27 protein-coding genes and 1 pseudogene are annotated in these 22,302 nt (G+C 37.3%); 8 read left to right on the top strand and 20 right to left on the bottom strand.

Going from position 1 to position 22,302, the window contains the following annotated elements; all coding sequences use genetic code 11:
- Window positions 1-38 precede the first annotated feature (38 nt).
- The 3 genes from pulA to pepV form a co-directional block, all read right to left on the bottom strand.
- A complete protein-coding gene (gene pulA / locus COE49_RS02495; RefSeq protein WP_088232259.1) occupies window positions 39-2,180 on the bottom strand; it encodes a type I pullulanase in 2,142 nt (713 codons plus the stop codon).
- 226 nt (window positions 2,181-2,406) lie between these two features.
- Window positions 2,407-2,952 (bottom strand): RNA 2',3'-cyclic phosphodiesterase, encoded by a 546-nt coding sequence (gene thpR, locus COE49_RS02490; RefSeq protein ID WP_098945687.1) that lies wholly within the window; start codon window positions 2,950-2,952, stop codon window positions 2,407-2,409.
- Between the two features lie 103 nt (window positions 2,953-3,055).
- Window positions 3,056-4,462 (bottom strand): dipeptidase PepV, encoded by a 1,407-nt coding sequence (pepV, locus tag COE49_RS02485; protein WP_098945686.1) that lies wholly within the window; start codon window positions 4,460-4,462, stop codon window positions 3,056-3,058.
- Window positions 4,463-4,819: 357 nt separating this feature from the next.
- Here pepV and COE49_RS02480 point away from each other — a divergent pair, with 357 nt between their 5' ends.
- Window positions 4,820-5,041: a DeoR family transcriptional regulator gene (locus COE49_RS02480; RefSeq protein ID WP_000805512.1), complete on the top strand. Its 222-nt coding sequence runs from the start codon at window positions 4,820-4,822 to the stop codon at window positions 5,039-5,041.
- Window positions 5,042-5,123: 82 nt separating this feature from the next.
- Here the strand turns inward: COE49_RS02480 and COE49_RS02475 are convergent, their stop codons facing one another.
- Together COE49_RS02475 and COE49_RS02470 are read right to left on the bottom strand one after the other, a co-directional pair.
- Window positions 5,124-5,852, bottom strand: coding sequence for a pseudouridine synthase (locus COE49_RS02475; protein WP_063537725.1), 729 nt, complete (start codon window positions 5,850-5,852; stop codon window positions 5,124-5,126).
- 41 nt (window positions 5,853-5,893) lie between these two features.
- The gene (locus COE49_RS02470; protein ID WP_088232262.1) at window positions 5,894-7,546 is read right to left on the bottom strand and encodes a putative polysaccharide biosynthesis protein; all 1,653 of its coding nucleotides are present in this window, start codon (window positions 7,544-7,546) and stop codon (window positions 5,894-5,896) included.
- A 296-nt stretch (window positions 7,547-7,842) separates the two neighbouring features.
- Here COE49_RS02470 and COE49_RS02465 point away from each other — a divergent pair, with 296 nt between their 5' ends.
- Both COE49_RS02465 and COE49_RS02455 read left to right on the top strand, forming a co-directional pair.
- Complete coding sequence (locus COE49_RS02465; protein ID WP_098945685.1) at window positions 7,843-9,114, top strand: BaiN/RdsA family NAD(P)/FAD-dependent oxidoreductase; 1,272 nt, start codon at window positions 7,843-7,845, stop codon at window positions 9,112-9,114.
- Window positions 9,115-9,311: 197 nt separating this feature from the next.
- A complete protein-coding gene (locus tag COE49_RS02455) occupies window positions 9,312-10,751 on the top strand; it encodes an MDR family MFS transporter (protein ID WP_088232264.1) in 1,440 nt (479 codons plus the stop codon).
- A 43-nt stretch (window positions 10,752-10,794) separates the two neighbouring features.
- Here the strand turns inward: COE49_RS02455 and COE49_RS02450 are convergent, their stop codons facing one another.
- The gene (locus COE49_RS02450; RefSeq protein ID WP_088232265.1) at window positions 10,795-11,118 is read right to left on the bottom strand and encodes an ArsR/SmtB family transcription factor; all 324 of its coding nucleotides are present in this window, start codon (window positions 11,116-11,118) and stop codon (window positions 10,795-10,797) included.
- Window positions 11,119-11,550, bottom strand: a complete 432-nt coding sequence (locus COE49_RS02445; protein ID WP_088232266.1) for an SRPBCC family protein — start codon at window positions 11,548-11,550, stop codon at window positions 11,119-11,121. It abuts the gene before it with no gap.
- 423 nt (window positions 11,551-11,973) lie between these two features.
- Between COE49_RS02445 and COE49_RS02435 the strand changes: the two genes are divergently transcribed.
- The gene (locus COE49_RS02435) at window positions 11,974-12,201 is read left to right on the top strand and encodes a DUF3973 domain-containing protein (protein ID WP_098882969.1); all 228 of its coding nucleotides are present in this window, start codon (window positions 11,974-11,976) and stop codon (window positions 12,199-12,201) included.
- 27 nt (window positions 12,202-12,228) lie between these two features.
- Here COE49_RS02435 and COE49_RS02430 read toward each other — a convergent pair whose 3' ends face one another.
- A complete protein-coding gene (locus COE49_RS02430) occupies window positions 12,229-12,411 on the bottom strand; it encodes a sporulation protein Cse60 (RefSeq protein WP_000621751.1) in 183 nt (60 codons plus the stop codon).
- Window position 12,412: 1 nt separating this feature from the next.
- Entirely contained in the window at window positions 12,413-12,649 is a 237-nt protein-coding gene (locus COE49_RS02425) for a DUF2553 family protein (protein ID WP_088232268.1), read from the bottom strand.
- A 254-nt stretch (window positions 12,650-12,903) separates the two neighbouring features.
- On the opposite strand from COE49_RS02425, the gene COE49_RS02420 reads away from it, so the two are divergent.
- Window positions 12,904-13,398 carry a CarD family transcriptional regulator gene (locus COE49_RS02420; protein ID WP_098252746.1) on the top strand — a complete coding sequence of 165 codons (495 nt, stop codon included), beginning with the start codon at window positions 12,904-12,906 and terminating at the stop codon, window positions 13,396-13,398.
- Window positions 13,399-13,499: 101 nt separating this feature from the next.
- Here the strand turns inward: COE49_RS02420 and COE49_RS02415 are convergent, their stop codons facing one another.
- The 5 genes from COE49_RS02415 to COE49_RS02395 all read right to left on the bottom strand — a co-directional run bounded on the left by COE49_RS02415 (window position 13,500) and on the right by COE49_RS02395 (window position 16,487).
- Window positions 13,500-13,922 (bottom strand): DUF3888 domain-containing protein, encoded by a 423-nt coding sequence (locus tag COE49_RS02415; protein WP_088232270.1) that lies wholly within the window; start codon window positions 13,920-13,922, stop codon window positions 13,500-13,502.
- Between the two features lie 93 nt (window positions 13,923-14,015).
- The gene (moaD, locus tag COE49_RS02410) at window positions 14,016-14,249 is read right to left on the bottom strand and encodes a molybdopterin converting factor subunit 1 (protein ID WP_088232271.1); all 234 of its coding nucleotides are present in this window, start codon (window positions 14,247-14,249) and stop codon (window positions 14,016-14,018) included.
- 2 nt (window positions 14,250-14,251) lie between these two features.
- Window positions 14,252-14,716, bottom strand: a complete 465-nt coding sequence (moaE, locus tag COE49_RS02405; protein WP_088232272.1) for a molybdopterin synthase catalytic subunit MoaE — start codon at window positions 14,714-14,716, stop codon at window positions 14,252-14,254.
- Complete coding sequence (gene mobB / locus COE49_RS02400; RefSeq protein WP_140417462.1) at window positions 14,713-15,234, bottom strand: molybdopterin-guanine dinucleotide biosynthesis protein B; 522 nt, start codon at window positions 15,232-15,234, stop codon at window positions 14,713-14,715. Before mobB ends, moaE begins: the two co-directional genes overlap by 4 nt.
- Window positions 15,198-16,487, bottom strand: coding sequence for a molybdopterin molybdotransferase MoeA (locus COE49_RS02395; protein WP_098357116.1), 1,290 nt, complete (start codon window positions 16,485-16,487; stop codon window positions 15,198-15,200). Before COE49_RS02395 ends, mobB begins: the two co-directional genes overlap by 37 nt.
- A gap of 83 nt (window positions 16,488-16,570) precedes the next feature.
- On the opposite strand from COE49_RS02395, the gene moaC reads away from it, so the two are divergent.
- The gene (gene moaC, locus COE49_RS02390) at window positions 16,571-17,056 is read left to right on the top strand and encodes a cyclic pyranopterin monophosphate synthase MoaC (RefSeq protein WP_088232275.1); all 486 of its coding nucleotides are present in this window, start codon (window positions 16,571-16,573) and stop codon (window positions 17,054-17,056) included.
- Between the two features lie 37 nt (window positions 17,057-17,093).
- On the opposite strand, the gene COE49_RS02385 is transcribed toward moaC, so the two are convergent.
- The 5 genes from COE49_RS02385 to COE49_RS02360 all read right to left on the bottom strand — a co-directional run bounded on the left by COE49_RS02385 (window position 17,094) and on the right by COE49_RS02360 (window position 20,319).
- Window positions 17,094-18,107, bottom strand: a complete 1,014-nt coding sequence (locus tag COE49_RS02385; protein ID WP_088232276.1) for a molybdopterin-synthase adenylyltransferase MoeB — start codon at window positions 18,105-18,107, stop codon at window positions 17,094-17,096.
- A 16-nt stretch (window positions 18,108-18,123) separates the two neighbouring features.
- The gene (moaA, locus tag COE49_RS02380) at window positions 18,124-19,137 is read right to left on the bottom strand and encodes a GTP 3',8-cyclase MoaA (protein ID WP_088232277.1); all 1,014 of its coding nucleotides are present in this window, start codon (window positions 19,135-19,137) and stop codon (window positions 18,124-18,126) included.
- A 229-nt stretch (window positions 19,138-19,366) separates the two neighbouring features.
- Window positions 19,367-19,690, bottom strand: a complete 324-nt coding sequence (locus tag COE49_RS02370; RefSeq protein ID WP_088232278.1) for a hypothetical protein — start codon at window positions 19,688-19,690, stop codon at window positions 19,367-19,369.
- 20 nt (window positions 19,691-19,710) lie between these two features.
- On the bottom strand, window positions 19,711-19,935 hold the full coding sequence (locus COE49_RS02365) for a spore germination protein (protein WP_000512461.1): 225 nt from the start codon (window positions 19,933-19,935) through the stop codon (window positions 19,711-19,713).
- A 78-nt stretch (window positions 19,936-20,013) separates the two neighbouring features.
- On the bottom strand, window positions 20,014-20,319 hold the full coding sequence (locus COE49_RS02360) for a rhodanese-like domain-containing protein (protein ID WP_000141255.1): 306 nt from the start codon (window positions 20,317-20,319) through the stop codon (window positions 20,014-20,016).
- A 200-nt stretch (window positions 20,320-20,519) separates the two neighbouring features.
- Between COE49_RS02360 and COE49_RS02355 the strand changes: the two genes are divergently transcribed.
- Complete coding sequence (locus tag COE49_RS02355) at window positions 20,520-20,702, top strand: hypothetical protein (RefSeq protein ID WP_088232279.1); 183 nt, start codon at window positions 20,520-20,522, stop codon at window positions 20,700-20,702.
- Between the two features lie 49 nt (window positions 20,703-20,751).
- On the opposite strand, the gene COE49_RS02350 is transcribed toward COE49_RS02355, so the two are convergent.
- Complete coding sequence (locus tag COE49_RS02350) at window positions 20,752-21,876, bottom strand: homoserine O-acetyltransferase family protein (protein WP_088232280.1); 1,125 nt, start codon at window positions 21,874-21,876, stop codon at window positions 20,752-20,754.
- A gap of 152 nt (window positions 21,877-22,028) precedes the next feature.
- Between COE49_RS02350 and COE49_RS02345 the strand changes: the two are divergent.
- A pseudogene (locus COE49_RS02345) lies at window positions 22,029-22,302 on the top strand (spore germination protein); the annotation flags it as partial.

Genomic DNA, 22,302 nt, shown 5'->3' with positions numbered 1-22,302 from the left:
CTACATTTATTACATTCGCATCGTCAAGTAGCGATTTGTCACATTATCGTCAATATATACGCGCTAATTGGAGCCAGCCTAAGTTCCTTTCCTCTAAATGAAGAAATTGGCTCTATTTTCGCTTGCTTTTCGTTCACTAACACATGCCACGTTTCTTCTTTTGGAAGTTGCACCGTGTTCACTTCCAAACCGCTATTGAATATAACTACAATCTCTTTCCAAGGTCCAAATGATTCTACATGCTGCAGGTGGTATGCAAGTACTTCTGTAGATGTTTGCAAAAAAGTCATGTGCTTTTTTATAAGGTTTGCGTTTTGTAAGCGAAATGCTCCATGCTCTTTCCGAATCGCAATTAATCCTTTTATATACGTAACGGTCTCCATCTCTTTCTCTTTTTGATCCCAATCTAATTGATTAATTTCATCATTTGCATTATAACTATTTTCATTTCCTTTCTTCGTACGATAAAACTCTTGCCCCGCATGTAAAAAAGGAATACCTTGTGAAAGAATAACCATGGCGCTTGCAAGAAGGTGACGCTTTTTCAAAACCTCTTCCGATTCTTCATTGCTGCGCAATAGTTTATCCCACATCGTCATATTGTCGTGACATTCTACATAGTTAATACTTTGCACCGGCTCTAGAAACAATCCTGTTTCTTTCATACTTAAAAGGCTACCAGACGCTATATACTGCAAATGATGACAGTCTACATGCCCACCAAATGCAAAGCCACGTTTATTTATATTGAACGTACTTCCTTTTATTCCATCACGAAATTGATCATTAAACTGCGCGATATGTGGCATTTCCCTTGCATTATTTAACGTTGCTTTTTCCTCAAGAGATAGTGGTGTTTGCAAATCCCAGCCTTCTCCTAATAAGAGTGCATCACGCTTTATGTTTCGCACTTCTTTTTCTACCTTGTTCATTGTCTCAACATCTAAAATTCCCATTAAATCAAATCGAAATCCGTCAACATTGTATTCAGTAAGCCAATATAAAATAGATTCTACAATGAATTTCCTCATCATTTTCCGCTCAGATGCTATATCATTTCCAACTCCCGTCCCATTAGAAGGCATACCATCTTCACCATGACGAAAGTAATATCCTGGGACAAGCTTTTCAAATGATGATAGCTCTCTTTCATAAACATGATTATATACAACATCTACAATCACCCTAATGCCGTTCTCATGAAATGTTTCAATCAGTTGTTTACACTCTACAATTCTGTTATATGGGTCCGAAGGGTTTGTCGCATAAAATCCCGTTGGCGTATTGTAATATAGTGGATTATAACCCCAATTATATGCGGCGGAAGCATTCGCCTCATTTACACCACCGAAACAATGTAAAGGCAATAGTTCAACATGTGTAACACCTAAATCTTTTATATGAGATAATCCCGTTAACGTCCCATTTCGTCCCGTTGTTCCCTCTTCCATCAGCCCTTTATATGTTCCTTTTTGACTCACTCCACTGTTCGGATGAATAGTTGCATCACGAATATGCAGTTCATACAATACGGCATCTGTCATGGAATGTAATAGCGGTAGTCCTTCTCGCTTTGTTACATGCGTTTTTTCCAAATCGATCACGACGCCGTATTTCCCATTTACAGTCACCGACTTTGCGTAAGGATCCACCGCTTCATTCCATATTAAATTAATACAAACAAGGAATGTATAGTGCGCTCCGCCTAAATCCCCTTGCAGTGCATGAGTCCAAACTCCGTTTTCTCCTCTGTGCATTTCATGATCGGTATACTCTTTATCACTTTTATAAATTCTTACTTTCGCAAGCCTTGCAGTTGGAGCCCATACTTTAAATGTTGTTACTTCTTTTTGATATACAGCACCTAGATCTGTACCTTCGTAATAATACTTTTCATCGAAAATCGCTGTTCGAATCACAGCGCCTATTTGTAAATCCGTTTCTTCGTTCCGTTCATCTCGTACTGTATAATATTTCCCCACATCTAGCGGCTCTTCTATAAAGCACTCATACTTCGTTGCATCTGGAAGCGCAATCGTATGAGCAATCGGTAAATCTTCCACATTGGTTCCTTCTTGCAAACGAAATGTCCGACTTGTTCCGTACGCATGTGGGAGCAAAATTGTAATTTTATTCATTTCATCTAAATAGGCATCAAATGGACGTTTTACTTTCAACATAAAAAAATCACCATCATTCTCAAAGTTAAAATAAAGTGAAACGTTAATCAGTGGGGGCTCTTCATCCCACACTGATTATTAGCCTCCACCAATCGGGCTTTTACGGACAGTTGCGGGATAAAACGAGCTGTAAACGATAAGGCTTTTCTTATCAGCAAAACTCTACACAGTAACTCCATTCTTCTCTATAGTATATTCACCTGCATAAAAAACGTTTTCATACATTCTATTTTTGTAGTTTTATTTCAGCAATTGATTTATACTTCGGCGTTTCTTTCACGTGAGATTCGTATAAAGTAATCGTATCCGCTTGAAATGATATTTCAGGCACTTCCTTTATATGTTCTAAATGAAACGTTTCTTCTCCTACCCATTTACGGGCAACAGTAATATGCGGACGATAGGGGCGTGTTTCTAACGAAAATCCATTTTCTTCACAAATAGCATGTACTCGCTTTTGTAACTGAAACAAATCTTGATTCTCACTTACCTTCATCCAAAAAATACGTGGTCTATCTTCCATGCCAAACGTTGAAAATCCTTGTAACGTGAACGATAGTTCTTTCATTTCTGTAAGTGCTTGTAAACCATTCTTTACCCCTGCTAACTGTTCCTCTGTCGCACTTCCTAAAAAGGAAAGGGTAATATGATAATCTTCCTTATGTACCCACGAGCGAAATGGTAATTCCTCTTTCCTTTCCTCTTTATAGTTAGATAGCACTTCTTTTATATGATTTGGTAAAGTGATTGCGACAAAATAATGCAGATCCATATACATCGTCTCCTTCCTTTTATTGTTGCTTTTCTTTCTTATCTCATTCAGATAAAAAGAAGCCGCCCTCTAAAGTAGAGAGCGGTCATTATTTACATATCCATTATTTCGCTAATTCATGAATTGCTTGAGCGTAAATTGCTGTTGCTTTTAATAAGTCTTCAATTTCAATGTACTCATCTTTTTGATGCGCAAGTTCTTCTTTTCCCGGGAACAACGGACCAAATGCAACACCCGCTTTCAATGAACGAGCGTAAGTACCGCCGCCGATTGCTAATAGTTCTGCTTTTTCACCTGTTTGTTCTTCATATACACGTTGCAGCGTACGAATTAATTCGTGGTCTTTATCAACGTGATGTGGGCGAGAGTTAGAATAATCATCTACTTCAAACCCATAAGTAGCAACATATTCTTTTAACTTCACAATTGTTTCTTCGAAGTTAGTCGTAACCGGGTAACGTACGTTTAACCCTAAATTACCACCATTTTCTTTCGTATACGAAAGGCGACCGACATTCACTGTTAACGGACCGCTAATTTCATCTTTATAAGCAATAGTAGCTTTTTCACCAAAAATATCACCAGTAAACGTTTCTGTTGCAAATGTAGCAAATGAATTTGCTTTTCCATCAAGAGAAACTGTAGTTAAAAAGTTTGCTAATAATAAACCTGCATTCTCTCCCTTTTCAGGAGTAGATCCGTGCGCTGAAATACCTTCTATTTGCAACGTCACTGTATTTCCTTCTATAGTTGATTTCCCTATTTTTTTAGCAGTTTGTAAATACTCTTCATATGCTACTGTAAGTGCATTTACATCTTCTCCTGTAACAATCGCTTCTGCAAAATCAGGAACCATATTTAAACGACGACCTGATTCAAATGAAACGAGCTCATATGCACCTTTTTTCTCTTCGCTACCATTTTGCACAACTTGTATATCAGAGATTCCTTTTTCCGCATTAATAATCGGAAAGTCTGCGTCTGGCGCAAAGCCAATTGTTGGCATTTCTTCATTTTTAAAGTAGTGATCTACACATTTCCAATTGCTTTCCTCATCTGTTCCTAAAATCATACGAACACGTTTTGAAAGCGGCAAATCTAATTCTTTCACAATCTTCATTGCATAATAAGCTGCCATCGTTGGGCCTTTATCATCAATTGCACCGCGTGCAAAAATCTTTCCGTCGCGAATATCCGCACTATATGCTGGAGTCGTCCATCCGTCTCCTTCTGGTACAACGTCAACGTGACAAAGAATACCTACTAATTCTTCTCCTTGCCCCATTTCCAAATGACCAGCATACCCTTCTAAATTTTTAGAAGCAAAACCTTCTGCTTCTCCTTTATGTAACATGAAAGATAGAGCTTTTTCTACACCTTCACCGAATGGTGCGCCCTCTTTCGCCGATTCTTCTTCCCATACACTTTTAATTTGCAAAAATTGTTGTGTATCACGAATTAAATCTTCTTTTCGTTTCATAACTTCTTCTGTCCAATTAATCGCTGACATCACGCATCCATCCTTCACTATATTATCTCTTTCATCATAGCAAACCGAAATCCCTTATGCCAGACACGAATATTTAATACCGAACAATTGTAATATTTCAGATATTTCTCATTAGTTTTTCTTTTATTTTCTTAAAAAAATTTGCAGGAATTTGGCGTTTTACGTAGAATTTTATGATTTAGTTGACTGACCATATATACAATGTCAACTACCAATATTTTTCTATATGAATATTTGTTAAACTTTTGTAAAATTTAAGTAGATTAAAGCATGAATTTTATCATGTAGAGTACAATGGTAGTAACGACCTTCTTTCCTGAATGGGGTCAAAAAAACTAGTAGAGGAGTGGTTTTCTCTTGAAACCTACAACTACTCGTATGCTAACACGCATTAAATCGATTTATATGTACATCAATGAAAACGGAACGGTAACGACGAAAGACCTTGTAGATGAGTTCGGGATCACACCACGAACGATACAACGTGATCTAAATGTGTTGCAGTTTAATGAACTCGTGTATAGCCCTTGCCGCGGTAAGTGGACAACAACAGGAAAGAAAGTGAGAATGACCTCATAATGAAAAAATAATTGTATGTAAATAAATACATACCCCTTTCTAACACATTAGAAAGGGGTCTTTTCTGCGCCTTAAAACGGCACTACTTTTCAGTATCTACTTGATATGTTTTTAACATTTCTACTTCTTCGTCAGTTAACTCTCGGTATTGTCCAAGTTCTAGTTCTTCATCTAATACTAACGGTCCCATTTCTGTTCTCTTTAAATAAACAACTTTTTTCCCTACCGCTTCAAACATACGCTTCACTTGATGGAACTTTCCTTCTGTAATGACAAGCTCGATTTCAGAAATATCATCGCTTTTTAATATTGTAAGTTCACCTGGCTTCGTTTCATAACCATCGTCTAAAATAACACCTTTAGCAAACTCTTTTACATCCTCTTCTGTTACTACACCAGCAACGTGTGCATAATATTTTTTTGGCACATGCTTTTTCGGAGATAATAATTGATGCGATAACTTCCCGTCATTTGTAATCAATAAGAAACCTTCTGTATCGATATCAAGTCGTCCAACTGGGAACGGATCAAAGATCGCATCTTCTAATTCTAATAAATCTATTACTGTTTCATGATTATCATCTTCCGTCGCTGAAATAACGCCTTGTGGTTTATGCATCATTAAATAAACAAACTCTTTATATTCCACAACTTCACCGTGAATCATAACTTCTTGCTCTTCTACATTTACATGAACTTTCGCATCTTTCACTGGCGTTCCATCAATTTTCACAACGCCGTCTTTCAATAATTTCTTTACTTCTTTTCTACTTCCATATCCCATATTCGCTAATAATTTATCTAATCTCACGTTTTCCACCTTCTTTATTTATCATAGAAAAGGGGACGTATTTACGCCCCTTTTGATTTCAACTTTATTTTGAATCGACTACCAAGTTTACGTTGAATTTTATCTAACGCTTCCCCACCAAATACTCTTTCAAGTACTCCTGTGCGAATTGCTAATAAAATGTAAACAAAACCACCAATACTTGCACAAATTGCAACTGTAATTAAAGCACCCATACGGCCATCAGGCGAAATCACGAAGGATAGAAGCCATTGTGATAGTTTTACCGCCACGACCATTACAAGTGTTAATACTGCAATTTGGAATGTTCTTTTGTATACAACACCGAATGAGTAGTTTGCATGTTTTTTAATTTGGTGATTTGTGTACCAAACTGAAGCGATGAAACCAACTGCTGTTGCAAGAATTGCTCCTATTGTACCGAAATAACGAATAAAGATTACATTACATACAAATTTCAAAATAATACCCATTACAAGCGCAATAATCGCATGCTTCTGTTGATTAATACCTTGCATAATTGCCGCTGTTACTGTGAATAAAGCAAATAACAACGCAACTGGCGCATACCACATTAATACTTGTCCACCTAGTGGATCTGAATCGTAAAACGCAGTATAAATTGGGTATGCAAGTGTAGAAATACCGATAACTGCTGGCAATGTTAAAAACATATTTGCCTGGAATGTTTGTGTAATTTGTAATTTTAAATAACGATATTGTTTTTCAGTAAACGATTTTGTAATCGCTGGCACAAGCGTTAAACTAAACGCTGTTGCAAGTGATACAGGAATCATAATTAATTTATGCGTCCACATTGTGAAAATACCGAGTGCTCGCTCTGCGATATCACCTTGACCAATCGCCTGCATAATTGAGTTAAATGTTAACGTATCAATTTGTTGATATAAAGGAATTGTTAACCCAATTACAACGTAAGGAATCGCATATGCAAATAATTCTTTAAACAATTGAACCGTACTCACTGTCGATTCTGGTACAGTTTGTTCAATTAAATATTGATCCAAATGTTTTTTACGTTTTAACCAGTACCAGATGAGTACACCGAGCGCTCCAACCGCTGAAACGAACGCAGCAAATGTTGCTACCCCAACTGCTGTTGCAACTGTACCGCCAAGTACTTTAATAACGATAAAACTACCTGCTAATAAAAAGACGATACGAATAATTTGTTCAATAATTTGTGAAACAGTAGTTGGTCCCATCGACTGGTGACCTTGGAAATAACCACGAATTAAACTCGCTGCTGGCACAACAATAAGCGCAAAGCTTACGAGGCGAATAATCGTCGTAACTTCGTCTATCTTACTTTGTAAACTTTGTTTACCAAGCATTGCTTCTGCAAACAATGGCGCCGTCATATATAGTACTAAGAACGATAGAATTCCTGTTACTATCATCATAACCATTCCCGAGCGGAACATTCTCCGGCTCGTTTTATAATCGCCAAGCGCATTATATTTGGAAACGAATTTTGAAACAGCAAGCGGCACACCTGCCGTTGCGATACTTAAAAATATCGTATATGGAATGTATCCATATGTATAGAGCGTTCCGCCTTCTGTACCTACTAACGCATGAAACGGAAAGACGTAAATCATGCCTAAGAACTTTACTAAAAATGTCCCTAGCGTAACGATAAGCGTTCCGCGCAAAAATTTCGAATCGGACATACAAAAATCCTCCTACATCTACATAAAGTGAAACTTTAATCAGTGGGGTTTTGTTCCTCCCTACTAATTATTAGCCCTCACTATTCGAGCATTTATGGGTTACCAGACTCCCTCTTTATTTCTCCTAAATCTTAAAGTTTTAGTCTTATTGCCACAAATAGCTGGATAGTGCTGAACTCTAACTTTTGTATTGTACCACAATTCTCCCCTTAAACAGTACTTCACTCTATTTTTCTTTTAAGAGAAAACATGCTATTCTTTTAGGCAGGAAATGTAGAAAATGAGGTCGATATATTATGCATTATGATGTTATTGTCATCGGCGGTGGGCCTTCTGGGCTAATGGCTGCAATTGGTGCTGCCGAAGAAGGCGCAACTGTCTTACTTCTTGATAAAGGAAATAAACTCGGGCGCAAACTTGCGATTTCTGGTGGCGGTCGCTGTAACGTAACAAACCGTCTACCACTTGATGAAATCGTTAAACATATACCAGGAAACGGGCGCTTCTTATACAGTGCTTTTTCTATTTTTAATAATGAAGATATTATTACATTCTTCGAAAATCTTGGTGTTAAATTAAAAGAAGAGGACCATGGTCGCATGTTCCCTGTATCAAATAAAGCGCAATCTGTTGTAGATGCACTTTTAACACGATTAAAAGACTTAGGTGTAAAAATACGTACGAATACACCAGTTGAAACGATTGAGTATGAAAATGGTCAAACGAAAGCAGTTGTACTGCAAACAGGTGAAGTACTAGAAACGAATCACGTCGTTATCGCTGTTGGCGGAAAATCAGTTCCTCAAACTGGTTCTACTGGAGACGGATACGCTTGGGCTGAAAAAGCTGGTCATACAATTACAGAGCTTTTCCCAACAGAAGTACCAATCCTTTCAAACGAACCATTTATTCGTGACCGCTCATTACAAGGTCTCGCTTTGCGCGATGTAAATTTAAGTGTATTAAACCCGAAAGGAAAAGCTATTATTTCTCACAAAATGGACATGCTCTTCACTCATTTCGGCTTATCTGGCCCTGCTGCCCTTCGCTGTAGTCAATTCGTTGTAAAAGCACTGAAAAAATTTAAGACGAATACCGTTCAAATGAGTATCGATGCATTGCCAGAAGAAAATAGTGAACAACTATTCCAGCGCATGTTGAAACAAATGAAAGAAGATCCGAAAAAAGGAATTAAAAACGTGTTAAAAGGTTATGTTCCTGAACGTTACTTCCTATTTTTATTAGAAAAAAATGAAATTGACGGCAGCGAGCAAGCTGGACAAATTTCTCATGAGAAGATTCGTGCACTTGTGAAGGACTTTAAAGAATTTACTGTGAATGTAAATGGTACGCAGTCAATTGAAAAAGCATTCGTTACTGGCGGCGGTGTATCCGTTAAAGAAATTAACCCGAAAGAAATGTCGTCTAAATTCACGAACGGCTTATATTTCTGCGGAGAAGTTCTTGATATTCATGGTTATACTGGTGGTTATAACATTACATCTGCCCTTGTTACTGGTAGAATTGCCGGAACGACAGCTGGAGAAAACGCAAAATTGCAATATTAGAGAAGAAACAGGGCTTCCCTGTTTCTTTTTTGTAGGTACATGCAATTATATCGGCGATTCTGCAAGTTATATCAACTTACAAAAAAGAAAGACAAATCCCCTCCCCCTAACTTCCTGTGCTTTTTTATTGCTTTATACACCTTAGTACCTTTATATTTTATATTGTTGAATATTTAAAAAGGGTAAGGGGAAAACAAATGAGAAAAAAAGTCATGATGTCTTTAATGCTAATGACGTTTCTTTCTGCGGTAGAAGGAACGATTGTTAGTACAGCAATCCCTCGTATAACGAGTGACTTGTCAGGCGTCGAACTTGTTAGTTGGGTATATGCAATTTATATGCTTGCAACAGCTGTTTCGACTCCAATATATGGAAAGCTAGCTGATTTATTCGGCCGCAAAAAAGTTCTACTCATCGGAGCAACTATCTTCTTAATCGGTTCTGCACTTTGCGGAGTCGTTACATCAATGGAACAATTAATCTTCTTCCGTGCTCTTCAAGGTATAGGCGCTGGCGCTGTTATGCCAATTACTATGACAATTATTGGAGACTTATATAGCGAAGCAAAAGACCGCGCGAAAGCACAAGGCTGGATGAGTGCCGTTTGGGGTGTATCTGGTGTCATTGGGCCGTTAGTAGGCGGATTTTTAGTCGATTCTCTTTCTTGGCGTTATATCTTCTTCTTGAACGTTCCATTTGGCATTATCGCTTGCTTAATGATTGCCATTTATTATAAGGAATCTATTAAGTCATCTAAGCAACATATCGATTACCTTGGTGCAACAGTCTTTTCATTAAGTACAATTGCTCTACTATACGCATTATTAACAGGTAGCAGTAAGCAAAACTGGGGAGATATTTCAATTATCGGCCTATTAATCTTTGCCGCTATTTCATTCATTATTTTCTTATACATCGAGAAAAGGTCTCCGGAACCATTAATTCCGCTAGCACTTTTCTCTAATCGTACATTATCTACAATAAACATACTAACGCTTATTGCTGGTGCAATGATTATTAGTATTACAGTGTATCTTCCAATATGGAGCCAAGGTGTTTTAGGAAAAAATGCGACAGAAGCCGGACTCATTTTAATGCCGATTCCTGTTATGTGGACATTCGGTGCTATGTTCTCAGGTAACTTAGTTGGCAAAATAACAACGAAACAGATTATTTTACTTGGAGCTAGCATTTTATCAGTTGCTACTTTCTTATTATTTACATTGTCAACAGACTCACCGTCATTCCTTATTTATGTAGCAGTCGGATTATTCGGCTTAGGAATGGGGCTTGTCACACCGATCTACATGGTCACAATTCAAGCAGCTGTACCAGCTCATACGCGCGGAACAGCCGTTGGTTTAAACACATTTATTAATACATTTAGTCAAACGCTAGGCGCTGCCATTTTCGGCACAGTCTTCAATACGATGATTCATGCACGTGGCATTAAAAATCTCGATCTTGTATCTTCTAGCGGACACGGGGGAGCTACAGCAAACGTAGCTACTGAATCCCAAAACGCATTAGCTGCAAGTATACACGTCATTTATATGAGTACTTTCGTATTAGCAGTATTAACTTTAATTATCGCTTGGTTCTTATTAAAACCAGCTAAACAAACAAGTGAGCAGTAAGAAAAAAAGGATGACCATTTCGGTTATCCTTTTTTCTTACAATCTACTCTTCATTCTCCACAATATATTTCAGCATGGACAATTTATTATCCCAAAATCGTTCATAATACGAGAGCCACTGCTGTAATTCCTCTAACGGCTCCGGTTGCAAACGATATATCTTCTCTCTTCCGCTTTTTCTTCCACTTACTAAATTCGCTTCTGAAAGAATATGAAGATGCTTCACAACAGCGGTGCGACTCATCGGAAAATGATCTGTTATTTTGGAAATCGGTAACTCTTTATCACTTAATAACCGTAATACTTCTCGGCGAGTTGGATCAGCAATTGCTTGAAATACATCATATTTCGCTGCTGACGAAGACATTTAACCTTCAACAACCTTTTTCAGTTTTTCATTTACAATCGCTACCCATCCGCCATTCATTCTATCGCGAATAATAGAGCTCTTCGCATTCGCTTTCGGAAGGATTTCATCCGGATGTTTCCAGCCGCCGTGAATTAACGTAAATTCTGTTTTGTTATCGCCTAAGTCGTTCAAATGAAATGAAACGACCCAACCGTCTGTATCCCATGAGAAAGATAAATGGTTTGGCTCATCAATTTCTAACACTTTACATGGGGATGGTCCAAATGGTGATTGCACATGAAATTCATGTCCTACTTCTAATTTGAAATCGTTCGGCATAAACCATGACGAAATTCCCTCTGCAGTTGATACTACATTCCATACTTTTTGAATAGGTGCGTTAAAAACGATTGTTTGTTTAATATCATTTAATGTATTTTGTTGATTCATTTTATATCTCCTTTATTCGGCATTAAAACATAACACCTTTTGGTTGTATTTAGATAATATAACACCTTTTCGTTTCATGTCAACGCTAATTCTGTTTACCGTTGAGAAATTCTCAACATTTTTTCAACAGGACAAACACCCTCTCAGCATTTCTTCATAATATACTCACAAAGGCAATCAAAAATAAAAACTTCTCTCAACATGACACTCCATCATTCATATTGAAAGATGCGCCTTACTTATATCATGCGTAATTCGTCTCTCCTCCTTCCCTCAGAGGCAATACGCAAAATATAAAAAATTAGAAGGAATATGCCCACCATTTGAGTAGGTAGTTATTTCTCTTCTCCTTAACATTTCCTTAGGAGCGAAATGACTACCCACTCACTTTTTCAAACAAAAATAAAAAGGAGATGAAAGGCTATGTTCTATTGCATTAACTGTTCTGACATTCACCGTGAGAAACATCCGAATGATAAAGTATTCAAAAACGGTTTTTATATTGATCCATTTTTAGGTGATCGTTATCACCTCGGCATGTGTAAAGATGCTCAAAAGCATGAAGCAGAAGAACTGCTTTTAACGTCAAAGAAATTAGGCACAACCCAATCTATTATGAACGTATTACCAACACATGTTGTCCCAACATAAAGCATAAAAAAGAGCTNNAGCTCTTTTTTATGCTTTATAAACGATCATTGCTGAAAAACAATAAATTTGGTTTTCGTCATCGTTAATGGAAACACCAACTTGGTACTTAATATCTACAAAGTTACTATCATCAATCTTTTTCAAAAACACATTTACAGCATCTTCCAAGTCTTTTTCGTGACTTTCATCAAACACTTTCACACGAATCATTTTAACACCATCCTAGATCGCAGCCCTCCGCCGCTTGATTATTGCCACGGTGCGTATCTATGATGCGATAAAACTTTCCATTCTCATATATATATCCGTCTTCTAACACATATTGTTTATCTTCAGTATAGACATAAAACTTACCTATCATAAATTTACTCGTATATAATTCCAAATAATCTGGTCTAAATTTAGCTACAACTTTATTTGTAATATCAATTTTTATTGTGCGCCCCACCTTCTCTCCCTCCTTTGCAAAGAACGGATTTAGGTATATTGTATTAGCGATTTTACATTTTATGCTTAAAAATAAGCGGATATGCCTTCCGTCCTCACCTGTACTATTTTTCTAAAAAAGTCATCCATAAATAAGAGCAAAAAAATATATAAAAAAAGAGTTTTCACTTATTGACTCAAACACAAATATTATGGTATTATATAAAATTTGACATTTTTAAATCCGTGTGTTATCATTAGTAGAGGTTACCACATATGGAGGTGGATGATTTGTTTCAAATTGGCGATAAAATTGTTTATCCAATGAACGGTGCAGGAATCATCGAAGCCATTGAAGAGAAAGAAATATTAGGTACTACGCGTCAATATTGTGTGATACGTATCATTAATAAAGATATGCAAGTTATGCTTCCGATGGATCAATTACAAAAATCAGGTATTCGTTATATCGTTGATAAAGGTACGTTAAATGATATACTCCTTGCATTTCAAAATGGGGAATCTGACCCATCACTCTCATGGAAACAAAGATACACAATGAATATGGAAAAAATGAAAAACGGCAATCTGCAAGATAGCGCAGAAGTTGTTCGTGATTTACTCCGCCGTAATAAAGAAAGAGCGTTAAATGCGAGCGAAAAACAAATGCTAGATAATGCACGTAAAATGATGATTAGCGAAGTTGCACTCGTACAAAACGTTTCTGAACATCAAGCGACAGAATTTCTTCAAGAGACAATTAATCATTAATTTTTAAAATAGCTGGCCGCTATTTTTTTTTGCAAAAAAAGGACAAAGAGATAAATCTCTTTGTCCTTTTCTATTAATCGCACCAACTTTTCCGTCATCAGTTACCGCTCTACACCATTAGAATGTGCTTTCATTTTTTCCTTCTCTCGTGCGCACACCTTTTCTGCAATCTCACTAGAAACATTTTTTTCTCGTTCCACCTTCTTTATCTTTATGTGATCTAAATTATCTTCTAAAGTAAGTGTAACTTTGTCATTTGGCGGATTGTGTGCACCTTGAAAAGTAAGAAATTGTAGCATCACTTCAAATCTAGGAACGAACTCATCTTTCTTGCCTAAACGCTTTATATTTATAACTGAGTCACATTCATATTGATCTTCTGTCGCTTGTCTTATAACAGAATAATACCTATTCAATAACGCACTCTCTAACAGCTGCTCTTTCGATTCTTTTGCCCATGAATAGCTTGGAGAAAAGAAAAAGATAGAACATACCATTGTCATCATTACACATAGTTTTTTCATAACGCCCTCCTTGTTCTATAAATTAGTGTTCTCAAAAATGCCATAAAAAAACGACTTCCCCTATTCAGGAAAGTCGTTTTAATGAATCCAATATTAACCACCGCTCACTGGTGGTATGAGCGCAACAACATCACCAGATTGAATTGTGTCCTCTTCATTTGCATATTCTTCATTAATCGCAACCATAATTGGTGCTGAAACTGGTACATTATATTCATTCGCAACAATCTCTTTTAACTGCGTGACCGTAATATTTTCTTTCTCTATTTGTAATTCACTTGTCCCTGCTTCCTCTTGCAAGTGCGCAAATAACAATACTCGAATCATACTTATAGCTCCTTCCCAGGCTCTCCCGCTGGATATGGTGTTTTTTCTAATTGATCCCCAATCCACGAGTCACCATCTTCCCAAAACTCTTTTTTCCAGATTGGAACAATTTGTTTTATGCGTTCCATAATATATTCATTCGCTTCATAAGCCGCTTTACGGTGCGGTGTTGAAACAGCAACAACAACTGCTATATCAGAAATTTGTAGTGTACCGATGCGATGGGTAATTGCAACGTGTGTACCTGGCCACTTCTCTTTCACTTCAGAGCCGATTTTCTGTAGCATCTTTTCTGCCATCGTTTTATAAGCGGCATACTCTAAGTACAATGTACGGCGCCCTTTCGTAAACTCTCTAACCGTTCCGATAAATGTTGTAACAGCACCGCATTCACGGCGAATTACCTTCTTTGCTACCTCTTCAATCGAGATTTCTGTATCAATTACTTCATAATACGTATTTGTCATTTTATACTCCTAACCGTTTGTAAAAACCAGTCTATATACAACTCTTCTTCTGTTATATGAAATACTTTATATTCTTCTCTTAATTTTACCGGTGCATCATGCCACGTAATGACCGCCACCACATTTTTTACTTTATGTAAAAGTTCAGCATCTTCCGCAGAACGAAGTAACACTATTTTCGGATAGTTCTCTTTTTTATAACCCTCTATTAAAATTGTACCCACTTCAAAAAACTCATATAAGCGAATAATTTCCTTCAAGGACCATTCCTCTCTTAGCGAAGAAAGTGAAAGTAATCCAGCACCTTCTACACTACTTACGACAGCACCAGCTTTACGGTGTCTTTCACTATCTTTTTGCGCTACTTCTGGAAAACCTCCGTGCCCGTGATGTTTAATTGTAGCAACTTTCATTTCTTTTTGAGCCAATGCATGCACGATTTTCTCTACAAGTGTTGTTTTTCCACTATTTTGATACCCTACTATTTGTAAGATTGAAGGGGCTTTTCCCACGGCCAATCACATCCCTCGGCGTGCTCTAACAATAATACCGCTACTTTCATTCCAGCTTCAAATCCTCTTGTCCCTCCAGGCAACACGATAAAAGCATTTGCATCCGCAAGTGAAGAGACCGCACTCGACTTATCTAATCCCACTGGCATCGCTTGTAATGCCCCATCCGCGATTGTCACGTTTGCTCTTACAAAACGAGTAAACGGATTTGGCTTCGGAAAATCTTTTTGCAAAATAGCATCCGCTCTATATATGTGAGGTTCCTTCGCATACAAATGCGTTTTTATAATTGGATGTACAAATAATTCAAAGCCTACATAACATGCTGACGGATTCCCTGATAAACCGAAAAGTAACTTCCCATCAACTTCAGCTACTGTCGTTACACTTCCTGGTCTCATCGCTATTTTATTAAAGAGTACATGTGCCTGTAATCTTTCATAAATAGCCGGTAAGTAGTCATAATCTCCTACCGACACGCCGCCTGTTGTAATTAAAATATCAACCTCTTCCATCGCCGATTGAACAGCTGCAAAACATGCATCTAACTCATCGGCAAGCTGGCCATAATACCGAACTTTTCCGCCAGCTTTCATAATTTGAGCAGCAATCATATAAGAGTTACTATTTCTAATTTTCCCTGGCTCTAACGGCTCGTGTACTTCTAGTAATTCACTTCCTGTCGTTACAATACCGACAACAGGCTGTTTTACAACTTTCACCGTACTATATCCAAATGTCGCTAATAGGGCGGCAACACCAGGATTAATTGCAGCACCTTTCTTAACGAGAACTTGATTTTGTTTTATATCTTCTCCTTTAAATGACACGTTGTCACCACTATTGAAAGGACGCTTTAACTTCATATACGTACTTCCGTTCTGCTCGAATCCTTCCGTCAATTCTAGCATGACGACTGCATTACAGTCTGCTGGAATAGCTGCTCCTGTCATAATACGAACCGCCTGAAAAACTCCTACTTCTTCTCCAAAAACAGCCCCCGCTCCAATTTCTCCTATTACTTCAAATTCAATTGGATTCTCCTGACTTGCTTCTTTCGTATCTTCCGCTCGAATAGCAAAACCATCGTAAGGGGAACGGTCAAAATGAGGAACATCATGATCTGAGACAACGTCTTCTCCAAGAATTCTCCCGTAACTTTCCGTAATAGAAACTGATTCTACTTCACCATGTTTCGCATATTTCATTACCCGTTCCACTGCCTCAGCAACTGGAATGGGAATTCTTCTTTCTACCATCATTCCTCACCTCATATTTGCAATTTTTTTTATCTCGATTAAACTTTATGTATTAAATAGAAATTACTTCAAGGAGGAATTCCATGTCTTCATTCACACATTTCAACGACCAGGGCCGCGCGAAAATGGTTGATATAAGCGAGAAAAAGGCAACCGTTCGAACAGCAATTGCGTGCTCTAGCATCGTCGTTACGAAAGAAATTTACGATAAAATCTCTCACAATGAAATTGGGAAAGGTGACGTATTAGCGGTTGCACAAATCGCAGGCATTATGGCTGCAAAACGCACTTCTGATATTATCCCAATGTGCCACCCTTTATTATTAAAAGGTGTTGATGTTTCTTTCGATTGGAAACAATTAGAGGAACAATATCGATTACTCATTGAAGTAAAAGTTAAAACAGAAGGTAGTACCGGTGTTGAAATGGAAGCTTTAACAGCTGCTTCTGCTACCGCTCTTACCGTATATGATATGTGTAAAGCTGTTGATAAAGGTATGATTATTGGCGAAACATACTTACTTGAAAAAACAGGTGGAAAAAGTGGAGATTACACGAGAAATTTGTAATCCGCTCTCCGTTGAACCTAAAGGGTGCCCTTTAGGTTCAACCTATATATCTTGCATATAAGCTTTTCGCTACATTCATATCATTTGTTCCATGAATAAACGCCCTACCATCTGTGAAAAGAACGAAGCGATATTCTTCTACCGGAAATGATAATAAATAAGGTGTTGCCTTTACCTCTACACTTCTTTGTAAGCGCTTTTTAATTTCTTCTAAATTAAATTCATTTCGCATACCTGGGCGAATTTGTACTGTATTTCGTCCACATAACACTTCTGTTTTCGTTTGTGCCTCAAATGTTAAACTCGGGTACGTACGCAATCTTCCGCAAGATAAACACGTATCTTTTTTCTGCCTATTCACTTTAAATGCCATCTGTTGATTATTCCAAAGATCAAACGATAACATCGTTTCACGAAGCGAGTCAAAGTCTTCTACTAATATTTTCAACGCTTCTGTTATTTGATGCGCCACTACTAATTGCACCGCTGGTTGTATAATACCGGCTGTATCACATGTTGCTCCACTCGCTGGATGTTCCATTAAACAGCGGAAACACGGTGTTTTTCCCGGTAAAATTGTATACGTTACCCCGTAACTTCCGACACAACCACCATATATCCACGGAATATTATACTTTTGTGAAATATCATTAATAAGAAGACGTGTTTCAAAATTGTCGGTCGCATCTAATATTAAATCTACATCATTCACTAATTCTTCCATTTCTTGCACCGTCACATCTGTTACAACCGGATTTATTTCCACCTCAGAATTAATCGCTTTTAAATGTTCTGCTGCCGCTATCGCCTTCGGTTTATACTGCATTGCATCTTCTTCTGTATATAATTGTTGCCTTTGTAAATTGCTCCATTCTACATAATCACGATCCGCAATCGTTACTTTTCCAACACCTGCTCTAACAATTGCTTCTCCATTCGCCGCACCAAGAGCACCAGCGCCGATAATAAGCACATGCTTCTCTCTTATTTTTCGCTGCCCTTCTTCTCCCACACCAGGAAATAATATTTGTCTTGAATATCGCTCCTGCATACGATAGCCCCCTTTCTTATCCTCCTATATAAGACATTTCAATTTTCGGACGATTTCTCGCACTTTCTTCTGTCCGTTCATCTGAATATCTATCTTTTCTATTCATCCATACATCTTGTATAGCATGTAATAACTCTTCATCCGAAAATTTATTTCTAAGAAGTTCTCTTATATCCAATCCTTCTGCCGCAAACAAGCAAGTATAAAACTTTCCATCAGCCGAAATTCTCGCTCTCGTACAAGACGAACAAAACGACTCAGAAACAGAGGTAATAAAACCGACCTCTACATTTGTTCCAACATACCGATATCGTTTCGCAACTTCACCAAAATAATGCGCTTCAGCCGGCTCAAGCGGATACACCCTATGAATCATCTCAATTAATTCCCGCTTTGTAACTACTTGATCAAAATTCCACCCATTCGTACTACCAACATCCATAAACTCAATAAATCTAAGTGTGATTCCTTGTTCTTTAAAATACGCAGCCATCGGAAGTACTTGGTGATCATTCATCCCTTTTTTCACAACCATATTTACCTTTACTTCGAGCCCTGCCTCTTTTGCAGCCATAATTCCTTTCATAACAGGTTTCGTATTAACATTCCGCCCATTAATGCTCCTAAATATATCATCATCTATTGCATCTAAACTAACATTTACTCTGTGTAATCCAGCTTCTTTCAATGCCTTCGCTTGTTTCGTTAAATGAATGGCATTTGTCGTTAATCCTATATCTGTTAACCCATCAATTTTCACGAGATGCGCAATAAGCTTTGTTACATCTTTACGAAGCAGTGGCTCGCCACCAGTAAGCCTAATTTTTCGTACACCGATGCTAACAAATAGTTTTGCCAAACGCTCAATTTCATCAAACGTCAGTAAAAACTCTTCTTTCAAAAAAGCATAATCGGGCCCAAACACTTCTGCTGGCATACAATATGTACATCTAAAATTGCAACGATCAATGACAGATATGCGTAAATCTTGAAGTGGGCGTCCAAAACGATCTTTAACCTTCTCCTGCATCGCCACCCTCCCTTTCTGCCAAATTTTTCTCTTTTCATTCTATTATAATATATTTTCGAACCACGATGTTTTTGCTCACGTGAATAAAATGAAACTTTAATCAGTAGGGGGGGGCTATCACCTACACACCCTCTTTTTTCACATGAAACAAATCTCTTCTTAATATGTATTTACAAAAATAAACTCCGAGACTATTTTTATTTTGAATAATAAAAACCCCCTTAATTTCTTAAGGGAGTCCCGCAATTGAATCCATATTATCTGTATTAGGGACAGCTTGCGCTATACCCGATACATTTGTACCTTGCCCTGCATTTGTTCCTGTTACAGTACCAGCAGGAGTACCTCGTGTATATGTTGTCGTCACAGAATCACCTGGCTGTAAACAAAGCTTCGTCTCTGTTCCTATTACTGTAACAACGTCAATCCAAGTACACCCCATTGCACCACTATACGATTTCGAAGCAGTAAATGACGTATCACTCAAATTATCACCTGTAAATATATTCCCGGTATTATTAACAATAATAAATTCTTTTATATGCGCAGGCATAATTACACTCTACCTTTCTTTTAGGACCCTAATGTACGTGTACTCGTTGCTAATGGTGGAAGAAATACAGATGTTCTAATTACCGCTTCTGGCTGGCGTTTCCCATTTAAAAAAATAGCAGCACTGGAGCCTCCAGCACCCGCATATATTTTCGCCACCGCTAAAGGTGAAATATCATAACAGTCGCCAACATTGACAGCTCCTGTATTATTAATAATTTTTACTTTGCGCAAATTAATCCCCATTTACCCCTCCCCCTTTTGTATACTGTATGCAAAAGAAAAAAACTTGAAACAGACTCGTTTCAAGTTTTTAACTATTAACTATTTCGTTTCACCTTCATATTGAAGCATACCGCCAACCATGTTCACTGTTTTAAATCCTTGTTCATTTAAATAATGGCATACATTCTCACTGCGCATGCCCGAGCGACAAATAAAGATATATTCATTCTCTTTATCAAAGAAATCTACTTTATTTGGGATATCGCCCATTTTAATATGTACAGCTTCTGGAATCTTTCCTGCAGCTACTTCTTCATCTTCCCTTACATCTACTAAAAATAACGTTTCTCCATTTTCTAAACGCTCTTGCACTTCTTCTGTAGTAATTGTATTAACTTCTGTCATATGTCATTCCTCCTTATATACAATAAAACCTTTACGTCTCTTCTTTGAACAACTATTTCTAATTAATTTTAGCATGTGAAAGAAGGAACGCAAAGAATGGAAATTTTATTTCTCAATTTTCTCGCAAAACTTATTCTTTACAAACATAACACGTGCATTGTATCCTCAATATACTTGTTTTATGAAAGGAGCCAGTTAAAATGACACTTTTTCTTTTCATTATGGGCATCATTCTATTAATCGCTGCTATTATTACACTTAGTATGAAAAATAATAAAAAGATAAAATCGCCACAAGAAATGTCATTCTTATTTCTATTACTTAGTATAGCGTTTTTCGGTATAGCAATCGCTACCTATATTTTCCGTCTGCAAATCATGTAAAAAAAGGTGCCTACTACAAACATTGCACCTTTTCCTCAGCATTTATTATCTACACAAAACTAGAGACTTTCCGATTTAAAAATTCGTAAATTTTCCTTTCAAATAAATGAATATCAAATGCTCCCGCCATATGTCCATTTATGCTTTCTATCTCATACACTTCCGCATACTTCCCTTGTTTTTGCAAAATATCTACCATCTTATAATTGTAACGAGATGGCTGAAGTAAATCTTGTTTACATGGAATCATGAGTACATTCGCTTCTATTCGAGAAAGAGCCTCCGCCAAAGAAGAAAATCCGTGCGCAATATCATGTAATAAAACTGCCTTCGCAGTGTACATCCATGAATTTGCATCTACTAACTCTATACTTCTATATGTCACTTTATTTATCTCTTTCTCAAATGATGTTAACGCGGAAAACTCTTGATAAAGCGCCATTTCTATACTATTACGTGAAAATGTCGTTTCATAAAAATGTGCATCAAACGCATTCATAAACATCATTCTATTTGCTAAATGAAGCCCCTTCATTGGCTGTACTTCTCCATATTTCCCGCCCTTCCAATTAGGATCCATTTGTATTGCTTCAATCGCATTTTGCGCTACATTTACAGACGTTATAATTGGATTTTGCGGGTTCGTAATAACACCAATCATTCGTTCTACCATATGAGGATATTGAACAGCCCATTGCTGTGCAATCATTCCACCTGCCGATGGCCCCATGACAGCATGTAATCTTGAAATTCCCATATCTTTTATTAATCCATATTGCATACGAGCTACATCAAGAAATGTAAACACAGGGAAATCCATGGCATATTCATCCCCCGTTTCTGGATTAATCGACTTCGGCCCCGTAGTAATCACGTATGGGTTCTTCACCTGTACATTACAAAGATTATCAGTACATATAACAAAATACTTATTTGTATCAATTGCTTTTCCAGGTCCAATTAGCCCATCCCACCAACCAGACTCCTCATCATTCTCTGTATATTTTCCCGCAGCGTGACTTGTTGCACTAAAATAATGACAAACCAAAATTGCATTTGATCTTTCTCTATTTAAAGTACCATACGTCTCATACCCCATTTGAACAGGCATTGTCCTACCATTTTCAAACGTAAACTCTTTTAAAATAAACTTCTCCTTTTTTACAATTTGCACAGACTCGCCTTCTTCCCGCTATAGTATGAACTGCTTACTAAAGGATTTTTTCTATGCAAACCAATCTCCTTCTTCTTTTCATAAATAAATGAATAATATACAAAATTAGCCACAAAATAGCACTATATTACAAAATCAAAGAGGGCATACATATGATTTGGAATTGGTTACGTAAGAAAAAAAAATCAACTACAACAGAAACAAACGAAACAGATAACCAGGAGCAGCAACCTAACAAGCAAGAGGATACTAACAAAGAACAGACTAGAAGTATGAAACATAATAAAAATAACAATGAAGAGCAAAAACAAGAAGAACAAAAGGATTCGTCGCAAAACAAACAACAAAATTCCAAGCAAGATAACTCGTCTCAGAATAAGCAACAAAACTCGAAGCAAGATGACTCGTCTCAAAATAAACAACAAA

This window comes from Bacillus sp. AFS029637, from assembly GCF_002584985.1.
Taxonomy (GTDB): domain Bacteria; phylum Bacillota; class Bacilli; order Bacillales; family Bacillaceae_G; genus Bacillus_A.
Note: the sequence above shows the minus strand (reverse complement) of the source record. Positions and strands in the feature narration are given on the sequence as shown.